This is a genomic window from Methanocalculus chunghsingensis (assembly GCF_018132105.1).
Taxonomy (GTDB): domain Archaea; phylum Halobacteriota; class Methanomicrobia; order Methanomicrobiales; family Methanocorpusculaceae; genus Methanocalculus; species Methanocalculus chunghsingensis.
This window is the reverse complement of sequence record NZ_JWHL01000023.1, coordinates 1-25,171: the sequence shown is the minus strand read 5'-3', so window position 1 is coordinate 25,171 and position 25,171 is coordinate 1. Positions and strand designations below refer to the sequence as shown.

Annotated in this window: 26 protein-coding genes; 11 read left to right on the top strand and 15 right to left on the bottom strand. The window is 52.8% G+C overall.

Annotated features, from left to right (window positions below; translation table 11 throughout):
- The coding region (locus RJ53_RS11945) for a zinc ribbon domain-containing protein (protein WP_211531654.1) at positions 1-207 on the top strand (207 nt) is incomplete at its 5' end.
- Positions 208-351: 144 nt separating this feature from the next.
- Positions 352-1,650 carry an ATP-binding protein gene (locus RJ53_RS10865; RefSeq protein WP_211531653.1) on the top strand — a complete coding sequence of 433 codons (1,299 nt, stop codon included), beginning with the start codon at positions 352-354 and terminating at the stop codon, positions 1,648-1,650.
- A 169-nt stretch (positions 1,651-1,819) separates the two neighbouring features.
- On the opposite strand, the gene RJ53_RS10860 is transcribed toward RJ53_RS10865, so the two are convergent.
- Both RJ53_RS10860 and RJ53_RS10855 read right to left on the bottom strand, forming a co-directional pair.
- Complete coding sequence (locus RJ53_RS10860) at positions 1,820-2,338, bottom strand: SOUL family heme-binding protein (protein ID WP_211531652.1); 519 nt, start codon at positions 2,336-2,338, stop codon at positions 1,820-1,822.
- 28 nt (positions 2,339-2,366) lie between these two features.
- Positions 2,367-3,245 (bottom strand): class I SAM-dependent methyltransferase, encoded by an 879-nt coding sequence (locus tag RJ53_RS10855; RefSeq protein ID WP_246496106.1) that lies wholly within the window; start codon positions 3,243-3,245, stop codon positions 2,367-2,369.
- A gap of 69 nt (positions 3,246-3,314) precedes the next feature.
- Here RJ53_RS10855 and cooS point away from each other — a divergent pair, with 69 nt between their 5' ends.
- From cooS to RJ53_RS10840, 3 genes are read left to right on the top strand one after another with little or no spacing between them, the layout of a single operon-like run.
- The gene (gene cooS, locus RJ53_RS10850; protein ID WP_211531656.1) at positions 3,315-5,198 is read left to right on the top strand and encodes an anaerobic carbon-monoxide dehydrogenase catalytic subunit; all 1,884 of its coding nucleotides are present in this window, start codon (positions 3,315-3,317) and stop codon (positions 5,196-5,198) included.
- Positions 5,195-5,518 carry a cupin domain-containing protein gene (locus tag RJ53_RS10845; protein ID WP_211531651.1) on the top strand — a complete coding sequence of 108 codons (324 nt, stop codon included), beginning with the start codon at positions 5,195-5,197 and terminating at the stop codon, positions 5,516-5,518. Before cooS ends, RJ53_RS10845 begins: the two co-directional genes overlap by 4 nt.
- A gap of 5 nt (positions 5,519-5,523) precedes the next feature.
- Positions 5,524-5,790, top strand: a complete 267-nt coding sequence (locus tag RJ53_RS10840; protein ID WP_211531650.1) for an NAC family transcription factor — start codon at positions 5,524-5,526, stop codon at positions 5,788-5,790.
- A gap of 26 nt (positions 5,791-5,816) precedes the next feature.
- Here the strand turns inward: RJ53_RS10840 and RJ53_RS10835 are convergent, their stop codons facing one another.
- Genes RJ53_RS10835 through RJ53_RS10825 form a run of 3 tightly spaced genes read right to left on the bottom strand, consistent with a single transcriptional unit; the run spans position 5,817 to position 7,609 of the window.
- The gene (locus tag RJ53_RS10835; protein ID WP_211531649.1) at positions 5,817-6,275 is read right to left on the bottom strand and encodes a hypothetical protein; all 459 of its coding nucleotides are present in this window, start codon (positions 6,273-6,275) and stop codon (positions 5,817-5,819) included.
- A gap of 13 nt (positions 6,276-6,288) precedes the next feature.
- A complete protein-coding gene (locus RJ53_RS10830) occupies positions 6,289-6,969 on the bottom strand; it encodes a metal-dependent hydrolase (protein WP_211531648.1) in 681 nt (226 codons plus the stop codon).
- 31 nt (positions 6,970-7,000) lie between these two features.
- Positions 7,001-7,609: a helix-turn-helix domain-containing protein gene (locus RJ53_RS10825; protein WP_211531647.1), complete on the bottom strand. Its 609-nt coding sequence runs from the start codon at positions 7,607-7,609 to the stop codon at positions 7,001-7,003.
- 131 nt (positions 7,610-7,740) lie between these two features.
- Here RJ53_RS10825 and glyS point away from each other — a divergent pair, with 131 nt between their 5' ends.
- Together glyS and RJ53_RS10815 are read left to right on the top strand one after the other, a co-directional pair.
- The gene (gene glyS / locus RJ53_RS10820) at positions 7,741-9,456 is read left to right on the top strand and encodes a glycine--tRNA ligase (protein ID WP_211531646.1); all 1,716 of its coding nucleotides are present in this window, start codon (positions 7,741-7,743) and stop codon (positions 9,454-9,456) included.
- 13 nt (positions 9,457-9,469) lie between these two features.
- Entirely contained in the window at positions 9,470-11,104 is a 1,635-nt protein-coding gene (locus tag RJ53_RS10815) for a helicase-related protein (protein WP_211531645.1), read from the top strand.
- On the opposite strand, the gene RJ53_RS10810 is transcribed toward RJ53_RS10815, so the two are convergent.
- Positions 11,061-11,438: an Sjogren's syndrome/scleroderma autoantigen 1 family protein gene (locus tag RJ53_RS10810; protein WP_246496105.1), complete on the bottom strand. Its 378-nt coding sequence runs from the start codon at positions 11,436-11,438 to the stop codon at positions 11,061-11,063. The two genes, RJ53_RS10815 and RJ53_RS10810, sit on opposite strands and share 44 nt — an antisense overlap.
- 128 nt (positions 11,439-11,566) lie before the next feature.
- Here RJ53_RS10810 and RJ53_RS10805 point away from each other — a divergent pair, with 128 nt between their 5' ends.
- Positions 11,567-11,830 (top strand): UPF0147 family protein, encoded by a 264-nt coding sequence (locus tag RJ53_RS10805; RefSeq protein ID WP_211531643.1) that lies wholly within the window; start codon positions 11,567-11,569, stop codon positions 11,828-11,830.
- Positions 11,831-11,837: 7 nt separating this feature from the next.
- On the opposite strand, the gene RJ53_RS10800 is transcribed toward RJ53_RS10805, so the two are convergent.
- The 6 genes from RJ53_RS10800 to RJ53_RS10775 form a co-directional block, all read right to left on the bottom strand.
- Positions 11,838-12,251: a secondary thiamine-phosphate synthase enzyme YjbQ gene (locus RJ53_RS10800; RefSeq protein ID WP_211531642.1), complete on the bottom strand. Its 414-nt coding sequence runs from the start codon at positions 12,249-12,251 to the stop codon at positions 11,838-11,840.
- A 27-nt stretch (positions 12,252-12,278) separates the two neighbouring features.
- A complete protein-coding gene (gene gyrA, locus RJ53_RS10795) occupies positions 12,279-14,762 on the bottom strand; it encodes a DNA gyrase subunit A (RefSeq protein ID WP_211531641.1) in 2,484 nt (827 codons plus the stop codon).
- A complete protein-coding gene (locus RJ53_RS10790; protein WP_211531640.1) occupies positions 14,752-16,725 on the bottom strand; it encodes a DNA topoisomerase subunit B in 1,974 nt (657 codons plus the stop codon). The genes gyrA and RJ53_RS10790 overlap by 11 nt, the downstream gene beginning before the upstream one ends.
- Positions 16,726-16,878: 153 nt before the next feature.
- Positions 16,879-17,187, bottom strand: a complete 309-nt coding sequence (locus RJ53_RS10785) for a hypothetical protein (protein ID WP_211531639.1) — start codon at positions 17,185-17,187, stop codon at positions 16,879-16,881.
- Between the two features lie 52 nt (positions 17,188-17,239).
- Positions 17,240-18,379 carry an NAD(P)/FAD-dependent oxidoreductase gene (locus RJ53_RS10780; protein ID WP_211531638.1) on the bottom strand — a complete coding sequence of 380 codons (1,140 nt, stop codon included), beginning with the start codon at positions 18,377-18,379 and terminating at the stop codon, positions 17,240-17,242.
- 89 nt (positions 18,380-18,468) lie between these two features.
- Positions 18,469-18,669, bottom strand: a complete 201-nt coding sequence (locus RJ53_RS10775) for a hypothetical protein (protein ID WP_211531637.1) — start codon at positions 18,667-18,669, stop codon at positions 18,469-18,471.
- Positions 18,670-18,859: 190 nt separating this feature from the next.
- On the opposite strand from RJ53_RS10775, the gene RJ53_RS10770 reads away from it, so the two are divergent.
- Both RJ53_RS10770 and RJ53_RS10765 read left to right on the top strand, forming a co-directional pair.
- Positions 18,860-19,858 carry an ATP-binding cassette domain-containing protein gene (locus RJ53_RS10770; protein WP_246496104.1) on the top strand — a complete coding sequence of 333 codons (999 nt, stop codon included), beginning with the start codon at positions 18,860-18,862 and terminating at the stop codon, positions 19,856-19,858.
- A 2-nt stretch (positions 19,859-19,860) separates the two neighbouring features.
- Positions 19,861-20,613, top strand: a complete 753-nt coding sequence (locus RJ53_RS10765; protein ID WP_211531636.1) for an ABC transporter permease — start codon at positions 19,861-19,863, stop codon at positions 20,611-20,613.
- A gap of 66 nt (positions 20,614-20,679) precedes the next feature.
- Here RJ53_RS10765 and RJ53_RS10760 read toward each other — a convergent pair whose 3' ends face one another.
- From RJ53_RS10760 to RJ53_RS10750, 3 genes are all read right to left on the bottom strand, one after another.
- Positions 20,680-21,189 (bottom strand): PIN domain-containing protein, encoded by a 510-nt coding sequence (locus RJ53_RS10760; RefSeq protein WP_211531635.1) that lies wholly within the window; start codon positions 21,187-21,189, stop codon positions 20,680-20,682.
- Positions 21,161-22,228: a helix-turn-helix domain-containing protein gene (locus RJ53_RS10755; RefSeq protein WP_211531634.1), complete on the bottom strand. Its 1,068-nt coding sequence runs from the start codon at positions 22,226-22,228 to the stop codon at positions 21,161-21,163. Before RJ53_RS10755 ends, RJ53_RS10760 begins: the two co-directional genes overlap by 29 nt.
- A gap of 171 nt (positions 22,229-22,399) precedes the next feature.
- Complete coding sequence (locus RJ53_RS10750; protein ID WP_211531633.1) at positions 22,400-23,827, bottom strand: Kelch repeat-containing protein; 1,428 nt, start codon at positions 23,825-23,827, stop codon at positions 22,400-22,402.
- A 380-nt stretch (positions 23,828-24,207) separates the two neighbouring features.
- Between RJ53_RS10750 and RJ53_RS10745 the strand changes: the two genes are divergently transcribed.
- Positions 24,208-25,128 (top strand): bile acid:sodium symporter family protein, encoded by a 921-nt coding sequence (locus tag RJ53_RS10745; RefSeq protein ID WP_211531632.1) that lies wholly within the window; start codon positions 24,208-24,210, stop codon positions 25,126-25,128.
- Positions 25,129-25,171: the final 43 nt, after the last annotated feature.

Here is a 25,171-nt window from a genome sequence, read left to right as displayed (position 1 = left end):
AAAGCGGAAGAAGCTGGTTGTAAGGTTGTTCTTGTGAATCCGGCTCATACGACGCAAATGTGTTCAACCTGTGGTGCCATCGTGAAAAAGACACTCTCTGATCGAGTCCATACCTGCTCTCATTGTGGGTTGATTATGGATCGCGATCTGAATGCGTCTCGTAATATCATGAGATTGGGGCTACAATCTCTTGCAAATACTGCATAGATGCCTCTGACTTTAGTCGGGGGAGTAGTCACGGTGTATACAGGGAGCTTATCCTCTAAAAAGTGTACTTGAAAAACACTTTTTCCATCCAAAAAGTGTACATATACAACACTTTTATCATGTTGAAAGAGAAGAGAAAGGTCTATGGAGCGAAAAATATCGGTCAGACTCCACCAATGGAAAGATGACCCGCATCGTAAGCCTCTTCTCCTGTATGGTGCCCGGCAGGTGGGGAAGACATACTCGGTCCTTGAATTTGGGAAGACGCACTATGTAAATGTACTCTATGTCAACTTCGAGGCGAATACAGAGGCTGTAAACATCTTTGCCCGTGATTTACATCCCGACCGGATTGTAAAGGAACTCGCCGCCTTATATGGGCAGACGATACATCCTTCACAAACGCTCCTCTTCTTCGATGAGATCCAGGTATGCGAGAGGGCACTGACCTCCCTGAAATATTTCTGTGAAGATCCGGCTGGCTATCACATTATCTCCGCTGGAAGCCTGCTTGGAGTCGCCCTGAACCGGGAGCACCACTCATTCCCCGTTGGAAAAGTCGAGATGGTATCCCTTTATCCGCTTGATTTTGAAGAGTTTTTATGGGCAAATGGAAGAAAAGAACTTGCGGATCTTATCAGAGAGTCATATAATTCGAATACCAGAATGTCGCTGCATGAAACAGCTCTCGATCTCTTCCGGCTGTACCTTGTCGTTGGAGGGATGCCCGGTGCAGTGCTTGAATACAGGGAGCGACAGGACCTGGACCACCTTCATTCTGCTCAAAAAAATATCATTGATGCCTATATCGCGGATATGGCAAAATACGCAGCTCCTGATGAAACTACACGAATCATGGAGGTATTTCGGAGCATACCCACACAACTTGCAAAACCAAATAAAAAATTCCAGTATCGTGTCATCAAATCCGGAGCACGGGCAAATGCCTATGCCTCATCACTTAACTGGCTCAAAGAATCAGGGATTATTATCCTCTGCAATAAGGTCAATGAAGCTGTCCTGCCCTTAACTGTTCATCATGATCCATCGTTTTTTAAGATCTACATGACAGATACCGGTCTTCTTTGTGTTCATTTTAGCATTCCCGCAGATCAGATTCTTCAGAATAGCGCACGACTGGACACCATCAAAGGAATCCTGACAGAAAATTATGTCTGTTTCGCACTGCGTGTAAACGGATATACCCCATATTACTGGGAATCAAAGGGGAGTGCAGAAGTTGATTTTGTTATTCAGAGTAAATATGGCGATATCATCCCAATAGAAGTGAAATCTTCAGGAAACGTCCGATCAAAAAGTCTCACACAATTTACACAACACTACCATTCTGAATATGCAATAAGGATATCCTCAAAAAATTTTGGACTGGATAATGGAATCAGGTCAGTTCCACTCTATGCGGTACATTGCATCAGCGATTGATGCATCTCCAAATACCATATTTCCTATGCTTTCCCCATAAAAAACAAACATTCCCTCTCCTCATTACCCCGCTCCCTTCATCGATCATGATCTGCCAACCGGGATGATGGCGTTGAGATCCCTGCTCATGCCAACCCGCTAGCGCAATATATCCACTGGATATGCCCGGTCAGATACGAACCTCAATGGCAACCTCATTACGCCTCAGAAACCCCGGTGTCCATGGGGGATTGTACCGCATCAGAAACACCTGCCCATGGGTGGAGATCCCGGCTCCTTTAAGTCCATCCAGCAGTCTTCTGGTGGCATTATGGACGTCCTCCTCTCCGGCATAGCCGCTGAAACGAACCACCGCAACATCCCTCGGCGGGAGCGTGGTGATCCGGATACGATCATCCACCGGGTCAGGCACATCATCGATTCGCATTCCTGTTGGCAGAACAAATGAGATGGATCCTTTATCTGAGACGACCGGAGAGGTCATCGGAATCGTTCGGGAGGTGATTACCGGGGAGGTCATCGGGACTCTTCCCCGCACCTGATTATTGCCGGTGATGTAGCGGAAGAGCAGGGAAAACCCGCTCTCATCGCCAGCCTCCACGACACTAGCCAGAACGATCTCCGGATATCTGCGCACCTCAATCTCCCCGATCGTCCGGGTAACATAATATGGCACAGTTTCAGTCATAAGTCACATCATCCATGCATGGGATCCTTCAGTCCCGCTTCCTCCATGAGATCATCGCCGTCGTTCTGACAGAGGTCTCCCGGAACCTCCCGTCATCATCCTTCTGCAGCCTCTCTTCAAAGTGCCGGGTAACGAGATCCAGATCCTCAAATCCGGGGGCATGCATTGTGATCCACTGTTCAGCCGCCTCCTCAGGAGATGTATAGACCGTCTCCCAGACGGCCCTGTAGATCCGCATATCGGCATAGATATCGTAATCATGCAGGATATTGAGGAGGAAGAGGGCATCCGGGTATCCGCTCTGCCGGGCCCCCTCCTCCCCATGAACCGCCCTGTAAAGTGCCATCTCCTCAGGTTCACGCCAGGGGCCGACATGCCAGAAGAGATGCACCGACCGCCTGGCTGCCGCATCCATCTTCAGGAGTTCTGAACCGACATCATAAAATCCGAGTGAGAAGGCGGCGATGACGACATCATGCACCGGAACATCTCTCCCAACCACGGCATCCTCCCACCGCATCGTCAGACATGAGTAGTTTGACCGCCCCTCCGCCGCCATCCGTTCCTTCAGGTGATCGAGCATCCCCGCCGATGCATCAAGAGCGGTGACATGTGAAATCTTCCCTGCAATCGGGACGGCAAGCCTCCCTGTCCCTGCACCAATATCAAGAAGCGTATCCTCCGGCCGGAGATCCAGCATGTCAAGTTCCTGCTTTGTCGACTCCTTCTCGTCACGGGTAATCCGGCTGTAGGCATGAGCCTTCTTATCCCATATAGCACCGGGATCCTTCTCTTTCTCAGTACGGAATCGGGAACTGACATGGATCGCCTTCCAGAGCTCATCCCAGTTGATGATCGATTGCATAGCTATCCCCTCTCCGTACAGGGTAAAGAAATGCTCGGTCATGATATCCCTGCAAAGATGCACGAAGAATTATATTGCTTGAATGATACCTTGGTTCCATAGGTGAGAGCGATGGATGCAAACCGGATATCCTACCATGAATCGGTGAGAAAAGTCTATGAACGGCTGAAAGAGGACGAAATGTCGAATGTCTGGGATCGATACACTGCCCAGGGTCTTGGATCAAACCCGGATACGAGATGCAAATTCTGTATGGGAGGGGTGCGGTGTGATTTCTGTTCAAACGGCCCCTGCCGTGCAGATGCCGCCTCTGATAAACGTGGTGTCTGCGGCATTTCGGCAGACGGGATGGCGATGCGGATGATGCTCCTCCGCAATGTGATGGGGGCATCGACCTATCAGTATCATTGTGAAGAGACGATCAGGACTCTCAAGGAGGCGGCAGCAGGGTCCGGCCCCTTTACAATTCGGGATTCTGAGAAGCTGAAGGCCTTCTCGGCCCGCCTTGGCCTTGATGGCGATGTGCCCGCACTCTGCGCCTTCCTGCAGGAGGACTTCCACCGCAGATCCCATGAAGAGAGCAGGATCGTTGAACTGCTCGCACCCGAAGACCGGAAGAAGGTCTGGCGGGAGCTTGGCATCTTCCCGGGTGGCATCTATGGGGAGATGGTCCTTTCAACCGGCTCCTCGCTGACGAATGTTGACGGGTACTATGTCACACTTGCAAAGAAGGCACTCCGGCTTGGTGTTGCAATGGCTTACCAGAGCCAGATAGTCCTTGAATCCCTCCAGGATGTTCTCTTTGGAATCCCAAGGCCACATAAGGTGCAGGTCGATCTCGGTGTTCTTGATCCCGATTATGTCAATATTCTTCCAAACGGGCATGAACCGTTCCTTGGGTTTACTCTCATCGAGACGGCACGCCGTCCTGATCTCCAGGAGGCCGCCCGTGCAGCCGGTGCAAAAGGGATACGGGTGATCGCGAATATCGAGACCGGACAGGAGATGATTCAGCGGTGGGAGATGGATGAAGTCTTTGCCGGTTTTACCGGTAACTGGATCATGCAGGAGGCGGTCCTTGCAACCGGAGCAGTCGATGTATTTGTTGCAGATATGAACTGCTCGCTCCCGATGGATCCCCTCTATGCAGAAAAGTACTGCTTCTCCCTCGTCCCGGTCAGTGAGCTCGTTGCCTTTGAAGGGGAGACGATACGGGAAAATTACAACCCGGGGACCGCAGATGCCCAGGCTGAGCGGCTGATCCGTATCGGAATCGAGAACTTCCCGAAACGGAAGCGTTCGGTCGCCCCACTCACCGGCCTGCCGATAGGTTCAGCAATTGCAGGCTTTTCACCGGAGAGCATCCTTGAAGCTCTCGGGGGATCGCTTGACCCCCTCCTCAATGTCATCAAGGATGGCACAATAAGGGGTGTCTGTGGCCTCGTTTCCTGTACCACTCTCAGGGATCATGGCCAGGATGTTCATACCATCGCTATCGCTGAGGAACTTATTAAGCGTGACATCCTCGTCCTATCGATGGGCTGTGGATGTGCCGCCCTGCAGGTCGCAGGCCTCGCCTCGCCTGAAGCGAAGGAACGGGCCGGACCCGGCCTCAAGGGTCTCTGTGAGGCACTCTCGATACCCCCGGTCCTCTCATTCGGTACCTGCACCGACACGGGCAGGTGTGCAGATCTCATCGGGGCCATGGCAGCCGCTCTTGATGTTCCCGTCACCGCTCTTCCGGTGGCGGCGGCGGCACCTGAGTATATGGAGCAAAAGGCGACGATCGATGCCATCTTCGCCCTGGCATTCGGTCTGTACACCTATGTCAACCCGATCCCGACCGTGACGGGGGCTCCGAATCTGGTGAAACTATTAACAGAGGACCTCAAAGGTATAACTGGTGGGATCCTCTCGGTTGAGCCGGACCCGGTGAAGGCAGTTGACGGGATCTCTGCACATATCGAATCGAAAAGGAGAGAGCTTGGGATATGAGTGACGACCTCAAAGGACGAGTCATCAGGCTGGAAGAGCTTGTAGAGTATCAGGAAGGGACTGTAGCGAGTCGTATGGTGATCAAACAGCCGCATGGCAATATCACCATCTTCTCCTTTGATGAAGATGAAGGCCTCTCTGAACATACAGCACCGTATGACGCCGTCGTCACCATCCTTGATGGGGAATGTGAGGTCTGGCTCTCGGGTGAGACCTTTACGATGAAGACCGGTGATACCATCATCTTCCCTGCAAACGCCCCGCATGCCCTCTCCGCAATCACGAAATTCAAGATGGCACTCATCATGATCAGGGAGTGATTCTGATGGCAGATGAGGGTGATTACTGCACCATCTGCGGGGGGACACCCCCTGATAAGATTCTGATCAGACGCATCCTCGTCGATGGAAAAGAGACCGGGATCGACAAGCTCGACTGGATCATCAGCGAGGTGAAGAGACTGAAGCTCACCGATGAGGCAGCGATAGCTGAAGAGCTCCTCCTCCGGGCAGGCAGGCTCAATTATATTCCGACAAAGAAGGCAGACGCATACCGAACCGCACTCCTGGAGGAGTACCGGCGGTCGGTCTGATCCGGGCATCTGCCCCCATTATTTCTTCATCTCTTCAGAAAGAGATCAATATCTTCAAAACCCATAATCGGAGCAGAATACGAATCGCCCCTGATAAACCGGGTTCCCCTGAGATCAGCAATATCGATCGCAGTTCCATCTTCCATGAGCGCACCGGTCAGGATAAGGTTCTGTCCACTCAATTCCATCTGCAGCGTCCGTTCCTCACCGGAGAGTGGTGCTTTGTACCCGATGTCAATACCTGACGACGCCTCAACCCAGGTTCCCTGAACCATCACCGGGTGGCCGGGGCGGGCGGGATCATCAAGTGCCATGAACCATATCTGTGCCATTCCTCCGGGATTAAACTGAAAGAGGAAGACCGGGGATCCCGAATCATGGATCCAGACCCCCTGAGTCTGCTGCGGCACATCTTCTCCATGCTCTGCCCCGACGCATCCTGCTGTCAGGATGAGGAGGGGGATGAGGATAAGATACCATTTCATACTGAAAGGTACGTCATCCGGGGAGAATATCTTTCGGATTCGAGGGATCGATCCGTTCACCCGGCTTGAGGATCGCCACCTTCATATCAGTCGTCGTTTCGATAGCCTCTTTAAATGGAACGGGATCCTGGGCTATCTTATCCCAGGTATTGTAATGGATTGGAATGACCAGCGGGGCTCCGATAAACCGTGCGGCGATCATCGCCTCCTCCGGCCCCATCGTAAACCGCCCTCCAATCGGAAGGAGTGCGACATCAGGATGATAGAGATCGGCTATCAGCTTCATATCTGAGAAGAGGGCGGTGTCGCCTGCATGGTAGATCGTCACCCCATCCATCGTAATGAGATATCCAGAGGCAGGCCCTCCATAATAGCCCGGAGCGGCATCTTCAAGCCATGATGAATGGAGGGCAGGGCACATCACAATTCCAACCCCATCGATCTCAATTCCACCACCGATATTCAGTGCTTCAGCCGGCACTCCTTCTCCAATGAGATATCTGGCAAGCTCATTTGGTGCAACTGTCGGCTTTCCAAGGCTGACTGTCTGGCCAAGATGATCGGCATGGGCATGGGTCACACAGACGATATCGGCATCAGGGGCAGATTCCCCGGAGGGAATGAACGGATCGATGAGAACCCGGCGGGTCCCCTCACAGAGGATACATGAATGTCCGAGATAGGTCAGGTACATGCATTCAGATGAGGGGGATACCTAAAAAAGGTTAGGTGAGATCGGCCATCTCAGCTTCAGTGGTATCGATGGCATCACCAAGGCTGTCCCGGGTGACGCCAAGTGTCATCTGTTCGGTAAGATCGCGGTCTTCCATGACATCGCGAATACGTTCAAGATAGGGATCAAGGGTGGTATCTTTCTGTTCATCAAGAACATGTCTGTACTCCCGGAGTGTGGATGGGCTGATCCCGAGCTTTTCTGAGACTTCCTTCATCGTGATCCCGGATGCAACCAGCTCTTCAAGGTGAGCCGGATCAAACGGCATCTTGAAGTCCAGATCCCGGAAGAGTTTCAGACGTACACGTGCACGTGCAACTGTTTTTGAGAGTTTCTCATCTCCGAGGCTGCGTGCAATCTCTGTATCATTCTTGCCAGCATGATAGAGGGCGATAAGACGCGCGAGCTGAATTGGCTCAAGACGTGTCTTGAAATGGCCTGCCTCAAGAATTTCTCTCATGATAAGGGCGATCTCTCGTTCAACTGCGTCCTGATCCCGGAGGGTTCCGTGGATCTTCTTCATCGGCTCAACAATCGTTGTTTTATTGGTGATATCGGCGAAGAGCTTGAGAAGATCTTTCTGTTTACTGCTGGTAGCCATGTAGGTAACGACCTGTTGTATCGATATTCACATCTCATCGGGTTCACAGGTTAAATAATTTGCTGGTTTTTGGAATGGCAATCATATCAAATACGGTGTCATCCAATAGATGTGGAAGAGTCGTGATATCAATGGTGGATATATATGAGAAGGTGATTGATCTTGCACGGCGCCGGGGTTTTGTCTGGCCGTCAGGTGAGATCTACGGTTCAGTTGCCGGCTTCATTGATTATGGCCCTCTCGGTGCAATGATGAAGAGGCGAATCGAAGACATATGGCGGGATTTTTATATCGTCATGGAAGGGTACTATGAGATTGAGTGTCCAACCGTCGGCATAGAGCCTATTTATATTGCATCTGGTCACGTCAAGGGATTCTCAGATAAGATGTTCCAGTGCCCGCATTGTCGTGACTTCTTCCGGGCAGATCACGTAGCAGAAGAATATGAGATACGGAATGCCTCATCATTGAGCAAAGAGCAGCTGACGCAGAGACTCGAGGGGAAGAGCTGTGTATCCTGTAAAAAACCACTCGCTGATCTTGAGGTCTTTTCATTCAACCTGATGTTTACCACCTCTATCGGCCCTGGAGGAAGCCGGACTGGCTATCTTCGTCCCGAGACGGCACAGGGGATCTTCACGGACTTTGGGCGGCTTCTCAGGTTCTATCGCGATTCACTCCCCTTTGGAGCCGTCCAGATCGGGCGATCCTATAGAAATGAGATATCACCAAGGCAGGGGATGATCCGGCTTCGGGAATTTACCCAGGCCGAAGCAGAGATCTTTGTTCATCCCGAGAAGAAGGATCATCCAAACTTCGCCCGGTATGCGGAATATGAGATGCCGCTCTACGGGATGGATCACCAGGAGGAAGGCCTTGATCCGGTCAGTGTAACAATGCGTGAAGCTGTCGAATGCGGCCTTGTGGCAAATGAGTATGTTGCCTATTATCTCGCCCTGACCCATGACTTCATGGTCCGGATCGGTGTCGATGGAGAGAAGCTCAGATTCCGCCAGCACCTCCCTGATGAACGAGCCCATTATGCAGCAGACTGCTGGGATGCAGAGTATCTCTCTGCCCGGTTTGGATGGGTCGAGGCGGTCGGAATTGCCGATCGGACCGACTATGATCTCACTGCCCATGCGAAGGTGAGTGGTGAGAAGATGACCGTCTTCATCCAATATCCGGAACCCAGAATGGAGAGGAGGGTTGCAGTGGTTCCGAAGATGGGGCTTCTCGGACCGAGGTTTAAAGGACGGGCAAAGGAGGTCGGTGAGATGATCGCAGCCGGAATACCCGGGGATGATGGCCTCAGGATCACTCTGGATGAAGAGATTATCCATATTGACCCTGAACTCTATGATGTCCGTGACGAAGAGATCCTCGTCCGGGGTGAGGAGGTCAGGCCGCACGTCATCGAGCCATCCTATGGTATCGATCGGATCCTCTATGCCGTCCTTGAGCATTCGTTCTATCAGGACGAGGTGGAGGGAGAGGCACGAAGTGTCCTCCGGCTTCCTCCTCCCATCGCTCCGATTCAGGTAGCAGTCTTTCCGCTGATGACACGCGATGGCCTCGACACCATCGCCCGACAGATAACGGATGCCATCAAAACAGAAGGTATCCTTGCAGAATATGATGACTCAGGAGCAATCGGGAGGCGTTACCGGAGGCAGGATGAGATCGGCACACCATTTGCCATCACCGTCGATTATGAATCAAAAGAGGATGGCACGGTGACACTTCGTGACCGTGACAGCATGCAGCAGATCCGGATTCCGATCCAGGAGATCCCGGTGACCGTCCGGCGCCTGATACGTGGGGAGATGACCTTCCCTGCACCCTGATTTTTTTCTTTAGATGAAGACGATCCAGCACCCGCTTATCAAATCCGGAACGGTCGAGTCACGGCAGTACCAGCTTGCCATCGCGATGCAGGCACTTGAGGAGAATACGCTGGTCGTCCTCCCGACTGGTCTTGGCAAGACCGTCATCGCCCTCCTCGTTGCCGCGTCACGGCTCCTGAATACAGATGGGAAGATCCTTCTCCTTGCTCCAACCAAACCCCTTGTGGATCAGCACCTACGGTTCTTTCAGCATGCTATTGCGCTTCCTGAGGGGGATGATGATGCCTGTATCAGCTTCACCGGAGATACAAAACCGGAGAAGCGTGCCGAAATATTCAGGCGATGCAAAATCTGCTGTGCAACACCGCAGGTGATTAAAAATGATGTTATCTCCGGCCGGTACTCTCTCTCGGATGTTTCCCTCCTCATCGTTGATGAGTGCCACCGTGCAACCGGTGAATATGCATACACCTACCTTGCAGAGGAGTACATACAGAGCGGAAGAAACCCCCTTATCCTTGGGATGACCGCCTCTCCCGGGAGCGACCGGGTCCGGGTTGCTGAGATCTGTACGCATCTTGGGATAACCCGGGTCGAGAGCCGGGATGAGGATGACGCCGACGTCATTCCGTATATCCACGAGCGGACGGTAGAGTACATCGCGGTACCTCTCCCCGAACCTCTCAGGGTAGTGGTGACCCTTATTGATGGCATGATCGATACCCGTCTGGGCACGCTCACTGGTCTGAACTACTCGCTCCCCCGTCGCCAGAATCTCTCGATGAAAGCCCTCACCCAGCTCAACGCCACCATTCAGGAACGGATCGCTGCCGGTGATCCGACGGCATACCAGGCAGCATCACTCTCTGCCGAGATTATGAAGCTGCGGCATGCCGTCATCCTCGCCGAGTCGCAGGGCTCGACCGCACTCCGTTCCTATATCGAGAAGCTCGACGCGGAAGGGCGGTCAAAGAAGGGGAGCAAGGCGAGCCAGCGGATGATCGGGGATTTTCGATTCTCCGAGGTGATGCGGATCGTCTCCGGCTTCACCGAAGAGCTTCATCCCAAGGCCGGAATTACCGCATCTATCATCCATGATCTCCTGATCAATGAGTCGGAGAGCCGGGCTATCGTCTTTGCCAGCTACCGTGATACCGTCTCGATGCTCGTCCAGCATCTCTCAGATGAGGGGATCGCAGCCTGTCGGTTCGTTGGCCAGGCATCGCGGGCAGAGGAGAAAGGACTCTCCCAGAAGAAGCAGATTGAGGCGATCCGGAAGTTCCGGGAGGGGGAGTACCCGGTCCTTGTTGCCACCTCCATCGGAGAGGAGGGTCTTGACATCCCATCCACCGATCTTGTCATCTTCTATGAGGCGGTCCCGTCTGAGATCCGGAGTATCCAGCGGAAAGGAAGGACCGGGAGAAGCAGTGCGGGACGTATCATCGTTCTTGTCACCAAAGGAACATCAGATGAGGCGAACCGGTGGGTGAGCAACCGGAAGGAGAAGGCGATGGCAAGCGGCGTCAAAAAACTCCGGGACCGGGCGAAGAAGGAGTCAGAACAGACAACACTTGGTGATGAAATGGTGGATCCGGGGGAAGAATCTATTCTCCCCGAAGAATCCGGATCGCCTCAGCCCCTTCTCTGATCGTCTGCATATAGATGAGGCACCGGGAAGGATCCGGCTCTGCCGCCATCCGCTGAGAGAGGATACTGATCGAAGCTGTAATTGCTTCCTCTACTGAAGACTGCTGGGCAGACTGAAGAATTCTGGGTTGGTGACTCTCCTCAATCACCGGTTCTTTATATGCTGTTGTTTCTTCCTGCAGGGGCGCAGGCGGTTTCTCTTCATTATCTTCACTCCGGGGGTTGTTTGCACAGAGGACGCAGAAGCGTTCCCCTTTGTACTCAAAAAGAGGTGCATGGCAGACCGGACAGGTCTTCGCAAGCATCTTTGCACCCTTCAAAAGGTAATCTGCCATTATCTCGTCAATTTCTCCCATGTGAAACGGTGTACTATAGTGCAGAAGAGATAAAGAATCATCTGTTGAGTCATGAAACTATATAAACCTATGAGGGGAATAGTAGAGGGCAAGATGGAGGGCTTTCATTGGTACCAACAGACAATACAATACGCAATTGTGTACAGATTTTACAAATGATGACGGAGGATAATACTATTCCGAGGAATATCCGGAGGATTGCAGATGAGACCCGGCTTATTCTTCTGAATGAATCAGATGCTCCCGGACTCAGGGCTGCAACAGCAATCTCCAAGATCGACGAGGTCAGCAATGATCCAAACATGCCGGTGCATGCACGAACCCGTATCTGGGAACTCGTCTCACAACTTGAATCAATACCACTCGATTAACTTTTTTTCAGGGGAGGATCGTCAGGACGATCATCCTCTCCCGTGACTGGCGGATATCCAGCTCAACAAGGATCGCCTGTTGCCATGTTCCGAGCAGAAGTTTTCCTTCTGCTACAGGAATAGAGATCGATGGGCCGAGGATGGCTGCTCTGACATGGGATCGCCCGTTTCCATCTCCCCATCTGGCATCATGCGCATATGGGGCACCAGACGGCGCGACCCGGTCAAGAGCTTCACGGAGATCCGCGAGCGCACCGGGATCATATTCGATCGTCGTCAGGGCAGCTGTGGATCCGATGACAAAGAGGTGAAGGACCCCCGTCTGGATGCCGCTTGTACGAACGGCATCCGAAAGAGCAGAGGTGATATCGATGATATCTCCCTCGCCAGAGGTCCTGATCTGTATCCGGGTCTGGTACATGGGAGAGGGATATACCCGCCCATGCATCTATTCTTTCTGGTCGTCTTCGGGTTCGTCACCCGACTCTTCCTCTCCTTCAGGAGGGAGCATATCTGCGGTGATGGTCGCAAACCCGGTCACCCGGTCGCCATCCTCAAGCCGGATGATCCGGACACCGCGTGTACTCCGCTTCTGGATGGTGATCCCGTCGACCCGCATCCTGATGGCGATCCCTGATGCGGTCATCACGATGATCTCATCGGTATCTGCGACTGAACGGGAGGCGACCACCATCCCGGAACGGGTGTCGGTGACGATATTCCGGACCCCCAGGGTTCCACGTCCATGACCCCGGAACTCTTCAAACTCGGTCCTCTTCCCGTAGCCCTTCTCGGTCATCGTCAGGAGGTGGTCGAAGTTAACAACAGTGACTGCCTGGAGCTGGTCACCATGCCGGAGCGAGATTCCCCTGACCCCCATCGCGCCTCTGCCGACTGCCCGGACCGTCTCTTCATGGAACCGCAGGCTCTGGCCATGCCGTGTCGTCAGGATAAGTTCGCGACCTCCGTCGGTCCATTTGACATCAACGAGTTCATCTCCTTCCCGGAGTTTTATTGCATTGATCCCTGACTGCCGGGGATTTTTGAACTGATCAAGAGCGATCTTGACGACGGTTCCATTCCTCGTTGCAAAGAAGAGGAAGTGATCGCTTCTGAAGCTGGAGATCGGGATGACCGTCTGTATCGTCTCATTGTTCAGTTCGAGGAGGTTGACGATTGCCTTGCCGCGTGACGTCCGTGATCCCTCGGGGATATCATAGACCTTCAGCCAGTACGCCTTCCCTTTATCAGAGAAACAGAGGAGATAGTCGTGGGTTGACGCGACGAAGACGGAGGCGATACAGTCCTCTTCCTTCGTTGACATCCCGATGATGCCACGGCCACCCCTCCGCTGCTGGCGATAGGTCTCAAGGGGCATTCTCTTGATATAGTTCTGTTCGGTGAGTGCGACGAAGACCTGCTTCTCTTCGATGAGTGCTTCTTTATCAAGGAATTCCGCACTCTCGGCAATCTCTGTCCGGCGTGGATCAGAGAACTGCTCACGGATGGCGACTGTCTCTTCCTTCACCACCCTGAGAATGTTGGCTTCACTTGAGAGGAGCTCAAGAAGGCGGGCAATTTCTGCTTCAAGCGTCTTCTTCTCATCCTCGATCTTCTGCCGTTCAAGCGCCGCAAGCCTGCGGAGCTGCATCTTCAGGATGGCGTCCGCCTGTACTTCATCGAGGGAGAACCGATCGATGAGGGCGAGGCTTGCCTGTTCGACGGATGGCGATGCCCGGATGGTTGCGATCACCTCATCGATACGATCCAGGGCTATCAGGAGGCCTGTGAGTATATGGTCCCGATCACGTGCCTTTTTAAGCTCAAACTCGGACCGCCGCCTGATCACCTCAACGCGGTGGGCAAGGAAATGGCGGAGGAGATCGGTGATTGGCAGAACTTTCGGCTGTCCATCAACAATTGCAAGGTTGATGACGCCGAAGGTCGTCTGGAGATGCGTATGCTTGTACAGCAGGTTCAGGATCACATCTGCGTTGATCCCCTTCTTCAGATCGATGACGATACGGATGCCTTCCTTATCTGACTCGTCACGGAGATCGCTGATCCCCTCGATCTTCTTCTCACGGACGAGCTCTGCGATATGCTCGATGAGCCGTGCCTTATTGACCTGGTAGGGTATCTCGGTGATGATGATATGCTGTGTTTCGCGTTTCCCAATCTCGATCTCTGCAACACCACGGACGATGATACGACCATATCCGGTTGTGTAGGCGTTGACGATGCCGTCTCTCCCCATGATCTGTCCGCCGGTCGGGAAGTCCGGGCCGGGGAGGATCGAGAGGATCTCCTGAAGTGGAAGATCGCTATCCTCGATGAACCGCTCAACAAGGGTACATACCTCGCCGAGGTTGTGGGGGGGCATATTCGTCGCCATCCCAACCGCGATCCCGCTCGTCCCATTGACGAGGAGGTTAGGAATCCGTGACGGGAGGACCGCAGGCTCAGTCGTCGAACCATCGAAGTTCGGAATAAAATTAACGGTCTGCTTCTCGATATCAAGAAGAAGTGACTCTGCGACCTTTGTCAGGCGGGCCTCGGTATATCGCATTGCCGCGGCAGAGTCGCCGTCGATGGAGCCGAAGTTACCCTGCCCCTCAACAAGCATATACCTGTAGCTGAAGGGCTGGGCCATCTTGACGAGGGTATCGTAGATCGCCGAGTCTCCGTGGGGGTGATAGTTCTCCATCGTTGCTGCGACGGCTTTGACCGATTTCCGAAATGGTTTATCCGAGGTATTCCCGGATCCCCACATCGCATAGAGGGTTCTCCGGTGGACCGGCTTTAACCCGTCGCGGACATCAGGGATGGCACGGCCGATGATGACACTCATCGCATAATCGATGTAACTCTTCTTCATCTCATCCTCGATCGCGACCGGGATGACGTGTGCTGCTACTTCCTCAGATGTCAAGGTTCTTCACCTCCCCTGCATGGCGCTTGATGAAATCCTTTCGTGCTGAAACATTCTCTCCCATAAGCTTCTCAAAGATGTCGTTTGCATGGATGGCATCCTCGATCATCACCTGCTTGAGGACGCGCTTCTCAGGATTCATCGTCGTCTCCCAGAGCTGGTCTGCATTCATCTCACCAAGACCCTTGTATCGCTGGACATGGACCCCGGTCTCCCCCATCTCTTTGAGGGCTTTTCGCATCTCCTCCTCACGGAAGACATAACGCTCATTCTTGCCCCTGGCAATCCGGTAGAGAGGGGGCTGGGCGATGTAAATATAACCAAGCTCTATCAGCTCTTTCATATATCTATAGAAGAACGTGAGAAGGAGGGTGCTGATATGTGCTCCATCAACATCAGCATCGGTCATGATGATGATCTGATGGTACCGTGCCCTCTCAGGATTAAAGTTCGTCCCGATCCCTGTTCCGATTGCAGAGATGAGAGCGTTGATCTCTATATTCTTGAGGATCTTGTGCTCAGTCGCCTTCTCAACGTTGAGGATCTTTCCCTTCAGGGGGAGGATGGCCTGGAACCGCCTGTTTCGCCCTTGTTTGGCTGATCCACCTGCCGAATCTCCCTCGACGATATATATCTCACTCTTTGACGGATCCCGTTCCGAACAGTCGGCCAGCTTGCCCGGGAGTCCGGATGATTCAAGAGTACTTTTCCTTCTGGCAAGCTCACGGGCGTTTCGTGCAGCCTCACGTGCCCGTGCCGCCATGGATGCCTTCTCGGTGATGATGGTGATAACTTTTGGATGCTCCTCAAAGTATTCAGAGAGGCACTGATAGACGAGGGAGTCGACGATTCCCTTGACATTGGAATTGCCAAGCCGCATCTTCGTCTGCCCCTCGAACTGGGGGTTTGCAATCTTGAGGCTGATAACCGTACAGAGTCCTTCACGAACATCATCACCTTTGAGGGAGAAATCTCCTTTGAGAAGATTCTTTTTCTTTGCCGAAGTGTTGATGGCCCGTGTCAGTGCAGACCTGAACCCTTCAAGATGCGTTCCACCTTCCCGTGTGTTAACGCTGTTTACAAATGCAAAGACAGATTCGCTGTATCCTGTGTTGTACTGGATGGCGACATCCACCTCGATCTTGTTCTCTTCATCCTTCTTTCCAAAGTAGATGACATCAGGGTAGATCGCTTCTTTTCCTTCATTGAGATATTTAACAAACTCAATGAGTCCGCCTTCATAATGGAAGGTCTCACCATCACCGCTGCGTTTATCCAGGATCCTGATCCTGACACCACTGTTGAGGAAGGCAAGCTCTCTGAGCCGTGAACTGATGACATCAAAATCAAAATGGGTCGTCTCAAAGATTGAGGCATCCGGTTTGAAGGTGATCCTGGTTCCACTCATGAGAGAGGGATCGTGTATATTCATTGATGAAGCCGCAGATCCGTATCGATCCTTTAACCGGCGTCTCTGCTCCTCCTCCGACTCCTCGACAGATGAGATCGGCGATACGACCACACCACGTTCAAACCGTATCGAATAGATCTTCCCTCCCCTGAAGACCTCGGCGGTCATCCATTCCGAGAGGGCGTTGACAACCGATACACCAACGCCATGAAGACCTCCCGATACCTGGTAGGAGTTCTTGTCAAACTTTCCTCCGGCATGAAGTATGGTCATCACCACTTCGAGGGCGCTCTTTCCATACTTGGGCATGATATCGATCGGAATACCACGACCGTCATCCTCGATGGTACAGGATCCGTCGGTGTTGATCTGGATGCTGATATGGCTGCAGTAACCGGCAAGTGCTTCGTCGATGGAGTTATCCACAACCTCGTAGATGAGATGGTGCAGACCCCGGCTGTCCGTGCTGCCGATATACATCGCAGGCCTCTCTCGAACAGGAGTGAGACCTTCTAAAACGGTGATCTGTTCTGCGTTGTATGTACTATTCATGCATGGCTCCGATTAGGGCAGATATGGGTTCATTTTTTTAAATAATAACATACCTGCCGTTATCTCTGCAGACGGGGAGATGCCGTCTGCTCTGGTATATATATTGGCTCTCAGGGATGATATAGTTCCCTATTTGATGAAAACGGGCGGGATTCAGTCAAATGATCCCATATCAGGATCCTCGATTCCCAGCTCCCGATCAACTGCGATGACGAGCCGTTTGATGATCTTCTGCGCGGCTTCGGCATCCTGTTTGTCATTGATGCCGATCTTATGCCAGATGACAATCTTCTTGAGTCGCATCATCAGTTCCTCGGCCTCGGTGCCTTTCAGTCGCGGAGGGATCTGCATCTCGGTGAGGTGGTCAGATGCACCGTAGAAGGCCTGTTCAGGGGGAAGGGCGAAGTGTTTGCTGAGGAGGACCAGGTTCACAACGAAGCCCCGTCCGAATTTGCTTTCCATAGGTACCCATCTGGCGCTTTGATGAGATGAAAGATATGGTCAGAAGAAGGGTTCAGATCAGACCCCTGAGGATCGTTGTCATCCCGATCCGCCCAAAGAGTGTGAGAAGATCGGGCCTGCCCATCAGCCGCCTGATGAGCCGGCCCGGTCTGTCCATATCGCCCTCCTCAACGATGATCCGAAGAATATCGGGCTGGGAGAGCTTTTTGATCGCGATATTTATGTCGTCCTCAGTCATCTTCCCCCGCATCTCAAAGAGGCGGAGGCCAAGGGAGAGTTCCCGGCCGAAGTCCGCCCTCCAGAGATCTTCATACTCAGAGAGTCTGCTCTCATCATCTGATTCGAGAGCCCTTACAGCGGTGGCAACGGCATGGCGGGCAGATCGGATCCCGGTATAGATCCCCCCGCCCGAGGTCGGCTTGGGAAATCCGGCGGCATCCCCGCAGATCATCAGGCGATCGGCATAGGTCTGCCCGAGCGGACCAAGTGGGATCGCTCCGGTGGCGATATGGACGGATGTATCGGTATATCGTCTGATGAACCTGTTGAAGCGTTCCCCGACATCCGCAGTTCCACAGAGCCCCACTCTGGCACGTTCCGCCGATATTGGAATCACCCATCCGAAGAAGTCCGGGGATGCATCAGGATGGAGTTCAACATACCGTGGATCAGATGCAAAAGGGATATCCGCCTGTATGCCGGAGAGGAGATACCGATGTCGTCCAAGCCCGGCTGCCCGTGCGATGGAGCTCCGTGGCCCGTCAGCGGCGATGCAGATCCGGTGCGGAATCTCTTCACTCCCTGACGATCCCTGGATGGTGATCAGGCCGGGTCGTCTCCATCGTGCATAGGTCTTCACCCGGATCTCAGCACCGGCATCACCTGCCGCCATCATCATCTCCCGGTCCAGGGCAGAGCGGTCGACGACATAGGCCTTTGTGACTCCTGCATCGAAAAGGAGTTCATCACCTGCTCCGGAGATGATACGGGCGCCTGAAACGGTGTTGTACACTGACCGTTCCGAAGCCTCGCATTCGGCAAAGGCAGATGAGCTGAGGAGGCCTGCGCACTGAATGGGATCTCCTATTGTGGCGTGTTCTTCAATAAGGAGTGTGGAGAGGCCCGCTTGAGCAGACAACCGTGCGGCGGTCGCACCGACCGGCCCTCCCCCAACGACGACGATATCATACATTGGTGATCGATCTTGGCGGCCTAAGGAGATAAGAAGGGCGATGTGGATAGAAGATCGGAGTGAATCGTTTCAAAGACGGGGGTGGCGGGTTACTCCCATCGGACCCCGAATACCGGCTCATCCCCCCGGTGCTCCTTCAACGGTACAACGGTTGTATCCCAGGGGATCTCGGCACCGCTCTTCAGAAGGGCAAAGAGCCGTTCAAGTGCTGCCTTCTCCGCCTCCTTCCTCGTTGATGCGCCGCCGACCTTCAGGGTTACCGTGATCGTCACCTTCCATTCATCCGGCATACCTGTTCCTTAGAATGAGGGGCCGGGTAATAAAAGTAGAGGCGCAGTACATTTCTGAGATCAGGTATGGGTGTCTCAAATCTCCTGAGACTGGATTAATGCGATGTCGCAAGCCATATCGTTAGGGACGTTCTTCTGATGATTAGGATCTTCAACAGCTTCTGTTGAGGGAGCTTTCTGGTTCTATTAAATGGTTGAGAGTAAGAATATGGCGGCAGTTCTTGTAGATGGTCTCACGAAACGATTTGGGGATTTTACGGCAGTTGACGCCATATCCTTTGAGATAAAGGAGGGTGAGATCTTTGGCCTCCTCGGTCCGAATGGTGCCGGAAAGACAACCGCAATCTCCATGCTCTCCACCCTGCTTGAACCCACATCGGGCAGGGCTCTTCTCAATGGTATTGATATCCAAAACGATCAGGATGGTGTCCGGAAAGCCATCGGAATCGTCTTCCAGGACCAGAGCCTGGATGAGGAGCTGACCGCATGGGAGAATATGGATTTCCATGGCAGGCTCTATCGCATCCCAAAGGTGATCAGGGAGGCGCGGATTGGTGAGATGCTCCGGCTCGTTGAGCTGGAAGACCGGCAGGATAGCCTGGTGAAGACATTTTCGGGAGGGATGAGGCGGCGGCTTGAGATTGCACGTGGCCTTCTTCATGAGCCGTCCGTCCTCTTTCTGGATGAGCCGACACTGGGTCTTGATCCCCAGACCAGAAACCATCTCTGGGAGTATATCCGGAACCTGAACAGGAGAAAGGGGATCACCATCATCCTCACCACCCACTATATGGACGAGGCAGACCGGCTTTGCAACCGGGTTGCGATCATTGACCGGGGGAGGATCGTTGCGATGGATACCCCTGCAAACCTGAAGAACAGGGTTGGCGAGGACGTCGTCTCCATCACATCCCCCGATGCAGACAGAATCGCAGGCGGGATCACAGCCCCATGGATTCTGGGCGCGGAACAGTACGACGGGCAGGTGATCATCCGGCTTCAATCTGCTGAAGATCACCTGCTCGAACTCCTCCGCATCATCGGAGGGGAGGGCTATACGATTAGATCCATCTCGATCAGAAAGCCCACCCTTGAGGATGCTTTCCTCCACTATACGGGCAGGGAGATGCGGCAGGAAGAGGCGGGAGCGGTAGATCGGATGCGGATGATGATGCCGAGGAGAAACTAAAGATGGATATCATCTATACCCTCTGGCTCAGGAGCATGAAGCGCTATCTCCGTTCAAAGAGCCGGATTGTCGGGAGCCTTGGAATGCCTTTCTTTTTCCTCCTGGCTCTTGGATTCGGGCTGAATGAGGTGGTGCAGATACCTGGCAGTACCGGGGAGAATTATCTCCAGTTCCTCGTTCCCGGGATCATCGCAATGGCGGTACTCTTCACCTCGGTCTTTTCGGGAATCATGATCATCTGGGATAAACAGTTTGGATTCCTGAAAGAGACGCTTGTTGCACCGGTCTCGCGGCTTGAGATTATGCTTGGCCAGACCGCCGGGGGGGCAACGACGGCCGTCATCCAGGGGGCGTTGATCCTCGTCTTATCGCTCTTCATCGGACTTGGCATCCCCACAGTCCAGGGATTTCTCATCGCCTTTCTCTTCATGACGCTGATCGGCATCTGCTTTGCCGCATTTGGCATTGCCATTGCATCGAAGATGGAGGATATGCACGGTTTCCAGCTGATCATGAACTTTGTTATCTTCCCGATCTTCGGCCTCTCCGGGGCACTCTTTCCTATCGCGAGTCTGCCCGAATGGGTGATACCCCTGACACTTGTCAACCCGCTCACCTATGGCGTCGAGGGGATCCGCTATGGGCTGCTCGGCACATCGGCCATCCCCCCGCTCGTATGCCTGGCGGCGCTTGGTGCCAGCACGGTGGTGATGATCGTCGTTGGGGCATTCCTCTTCAGGAAGGCATCGGTGTGATGGATAAGAATTGGTCAGAAGCTGAAGGATAGAGATATCCGATCCTGAGGGCTCTTCCTGAAAAGGTCAGAATAATCCCTGATATTTCTTCCATTGCAGGATTGTCTGTCGGCATTCATCCTGCGGTGGATTGCGCTTCTGTAAACGCATCTTCTGCAATGAACTGATGGCCTTTTCGGGGGTGATCACTCTGGAATTCACCATGTAATCCAGTAACCAGCAGGTGCCACACCATTCAACTCCATGTGCAACCGCTACATGGATGAGCGCTCTGTCTCCGGTCAGGAGTGGTCTCTTTACCTGTTTTGCAAGAACCAGTACAGAGAGATCGGCATACGAGGGGTGTGGATACCTGTCAATCAGATCCATTAATTCATGAACCGAATCCTGGCTCAGAGACTGGACAGAGAGGCCCAGATCAACAAGCGTTGTAAACGGGGGGTGCAACAGCTCTTTCTGAACGAAATCAGAGACCACGAATCTACAGGGGAGCAAAAAGAGATCCGCTATCAGATCCGCCTCAAGCAGATCGATGATCGCGTTTGTATCAATGACATACAAGGGAGGTACCGTCACGCAATGCCTCTCCATTCAGGCTGTAAACGTCAGCGATATTCAGGTTCAGGAGTTCTGCTGCCTTTGAGATTGAGATCATACCTTCCGCAAGCGATCGATAGACAAGTGATTCGAGGGAAACTGGATCATCACCAGCTTTTTCATCACCGGGTTCTTTTCGATTTAATCCAAGTACTGAGAACTCTTTCCTCATCTTGGTATGGGTATCTGCTGATAGAATCTTAAGATCGGATGCCCGGTATATCCAGGCACTCATTGAGAGTCCATACTTCTCTTTCAAGAGGGTAAGCTCGTGAATCGATATGTGCCTGCGGCTATCTCCGAGTTCAAAGAAGGCTCGTCTGGAAGGGACCAGAAATGCACCTGCAAACCGGTGCATTACCTTCTCATGATCCATATCGTCCTTTGCTATCAGGAGGCAGTGTCCCAGTTCATGAGCCAGGGTAAATCTCTGCCGTGCATAGGTGAGTCCGGTTCGCATCAGAATGACAAGATCATCACCATAACTGGTGCAGAGGGCATCGAATTTTGTAATTCCTCTGATAATTCCTATCTTCAAGCCCTTATCTTCAAGCAATGAGGTAAGATTATCAATTGGATGATCCCCAAGATCCCATGCTTTTCGAAGATCATCTGCTGCCATTTCAACCTCATCATATGATGACACTTCTCTTGGGAATCCATCGGGCATCTCAAATCTTCGGCGGATTCCGCTCAGTTCCTCAATGGTGAGATAGCGCTCCAGCCAATCTTTCATTTCTGCTTCAATTCGTATTCTCTCTTTTCCGGTAATCTTTTTTGTCCGGAAACTGATCTGGTTCCCGGATATCTCACATGTATGGCGGGATGGCCTGAGAAGTGCTGAAAGCGGGATCTCAAGCACCTCACTCATGCGGACCATTATCCCCGAATCGGGTACAAGAAGACCTTTTTCATACTTATCCACTGTCGTATGTGATCTCTCGATCTTCTGTGCCAGATCGCGCAGGGACAGCCCGAGACACTTCCTCCGTATCCTGATACGTTCTCCAATTGTCATGATCGAATCCCTTCTATTCTGATGCAAACTACACACTACGTTTACAAAATCAACGTTTAGATATATATCTGTAACCCCGGCAGTATCGTATTGATGTCACTTGAAGATATGGCATTTGGGTCGGGAAAATGAGTATGAGGAACTGATTTTATTATATCGATCAAAAAAAGATTATTCCTCTTTTCGCATCGCACACAGAATCAGCCCTGCGATCATGAGCAGAACCGGTGCATAGACAACCGGAGACTCCTCTGGTGTTGGTGTCTGAACTGGTGTTTCTTCAGGCTCAGGGGTGGCAGGAGGAGCCGGTCTCTCTGGCGGGGCAGGATCGGTGACAGTGATGAAATCCCCTTTTGTGAGGGTGGAAAACCCTGCGGCATTGAATGCCCGGAGTGTGACGCTATAGCTGCCCGGAGCCGAATAGAGATGAGAAGGGTTCTGTATCATTGAGCTGGCTGTCTCCAGCCGCCAGACATCGTTAAAGTAGGTAAACTCGTCATTTCCATCATAATGCCAGCCGCCTGTGACGAGAATGCTCCCATCAGGAAGGAGCAGACTGTCCTGACGGTCACGTGCATGCCAGCCCGCCTCAGGAGTGATCTCTGTCCAGGTGGCCCCGGAATCTGTTGAAAGCCAGAGATCGTTATACCTCGTATCATCATCCCTGCCTCCCATCAGAAGAATGCTCCCATCGGGGAGTGCAACGCTCGTATGGCCATCACGGGCCGACCACCCGGCATCCGATGTCATTTCAATCCAGGTGGCACCATTGTCGGTTGAGCGCCATACATCATTGTAGTATGACCATTCACCTTCATCTTCCACGTAGCCACCCATCAGGACAATACTCCCATCCGGGAGCAGAAGACTGGAATGGTATGTCCGGGCCGGCCATTCGGCCCGATACGAGATCTGGGACCAGGAAATTCCTTTATTATTTGAACGCCAGACATCGTTCTTCTGGCCGGTCCTGTCCCATCCTCCCATCACGAGTATGCTGCCGTCGTGAAGGAGAAGACTGGTAAGGCCATCGCGGGCCGTCCACGCGGCTTCATCGGTTACCTTCGTCCAGTGAGCGCCTTTGGTGGTTGAACGCCAGACATCATTATAATCGAGATATTGCCCACCATCCCAAAATAAGCCCCCCATAATAAGGATACTTCCATCCTGGAGGAGAAGGCTGCTATGGGAGACGCGGGGTGGCCACCGGGGTGCATCAGCAATCAGGCTCCAGGTGGTGCCGGCGTCCTCTGATCGCCAGACATCATGGGTGTAGGCACCATCTTCAATGCCTCCCATCAGGAGAATGCTCCCATCGGAAAGGGCAACCATTGAATGACCTCCCCGGGGCGACCATCCTGCATCTGTCGAGATCTCTGTCCACTCCGGATCGATGATCTGCTCCCCGAAGTACCATGCCCAACCTGAAGCATCCCCGGTTGATGCGTCAGTGAATGCGACCGCCAATGGGGCGCTGCCGTTTTTAGGCGTGGCGTAAAAGTCAGCTGATGGCGATCCGGCGGCACTGGCACCTCCAACCATGCAGGTGAAGACAATCAGTAATCCAAGAAATCGTATAATTGTTGGTGTAGTAATCATGATCGTTCACTCAGGCAACCGTAGGAACTGGGGGGAGCAGGAGCACGTATTTTGGCTCTGGTTTGATCAGCGGCATCTGGGAAGTATGCATCGGATTATGACGGAGGTGGCGGTGGATGGGCGATTGTATGCACCCAATCAACCTATGGAGAACACCCCGGATATGGTATCTCTATGACGAAGCCCTCTTTCCTTGCGGTGTATAAGAAAAGGGGAGATGAGCAATAATCATTTCGTATTTTTTTACAAAGAGCGTAATGAACGCTGGTTATCCGGGTCCAGTCCGGATTTCTCAGCTCATGTATATGTTTGGTATATAGAAAATTGCAACTGTTTTTTAACTTCCACCATCCAATCAGTGACTCCGGAGGGGGAAAGGAATGGTTGCAAACCCGCTGGTATCCGATATCGGCAACTATGCGATCTGGTTTTTTGTCATCACCAGCATCGCTGCGATGGGGCTCAACCTGACGATAGGAGAGATCCTCGTCCCCTGGAAGAAGAAAGGGCTCCTCACCATCTCGCTCCTTGCAAATTTCCTTGCCGTCCCGCTCTTTGCCCTCCTGATCCTGACGCTCATCCCCCTTGAGAGCGGTCTTGCAACCGGCCTTCTCATCGTCGCTGCCGCTGCCGGTGCCCCATCACTCCCAAAGGCGATCTCGATTCTGAAAGGGGATGTCGCCTATGCCGTCGGACTGACATTGATTCTCATCCTGGTAACCATCCTCTATATGCCGATCGTTCTGCCTTTCCTGATCGGAGACGTATCGATCAATAAGAGCAGCACCGCCCTCTATCTCATCACCTTCATGCTCATCCCGCTTATCCTCACGATGGCACTGCGGGCACGGCTCCCGGAGGTGGCAAAGAGGCTCCATCCGGTCGTCAGCCGGAGTTCAGATCTCTCGATTATTTTCGTGCTTCTCATCCATCTCTTCCTTCTCCTCACCAGTGACTTCACCATGAAGGCAGGTGCAGTCCTCGGCCTTCAGGGAGTGCTTGTCGTGATCCTCTTCATCCTTGGATCATTTCTGATCGGGTACCTGATGGGCGGATCAGACCGGCAGAACCGCGAGGTCCTCTCCTTTGGCACCGGCTTCCGGAACGTCTCAGCCGCCCTCGTCGTCGTCACCGCCAATTTCAGGGACCCCCAGATCATCTTCATGGTGCTTGTGATCGCCATCTTCGGGATCATCTTCATGATGGTCTTTGGGGGAGCGATCTACCGGAAGAAGAGGAAAGAGGGGACAATCCCGAAATTGAGGATGAAATGGCCTGGGGGATCAAATGGAAGAAGGTAGCCTGAATCTTTCGTGTCATCTCTTTTAGGATCGTAACAGGCTA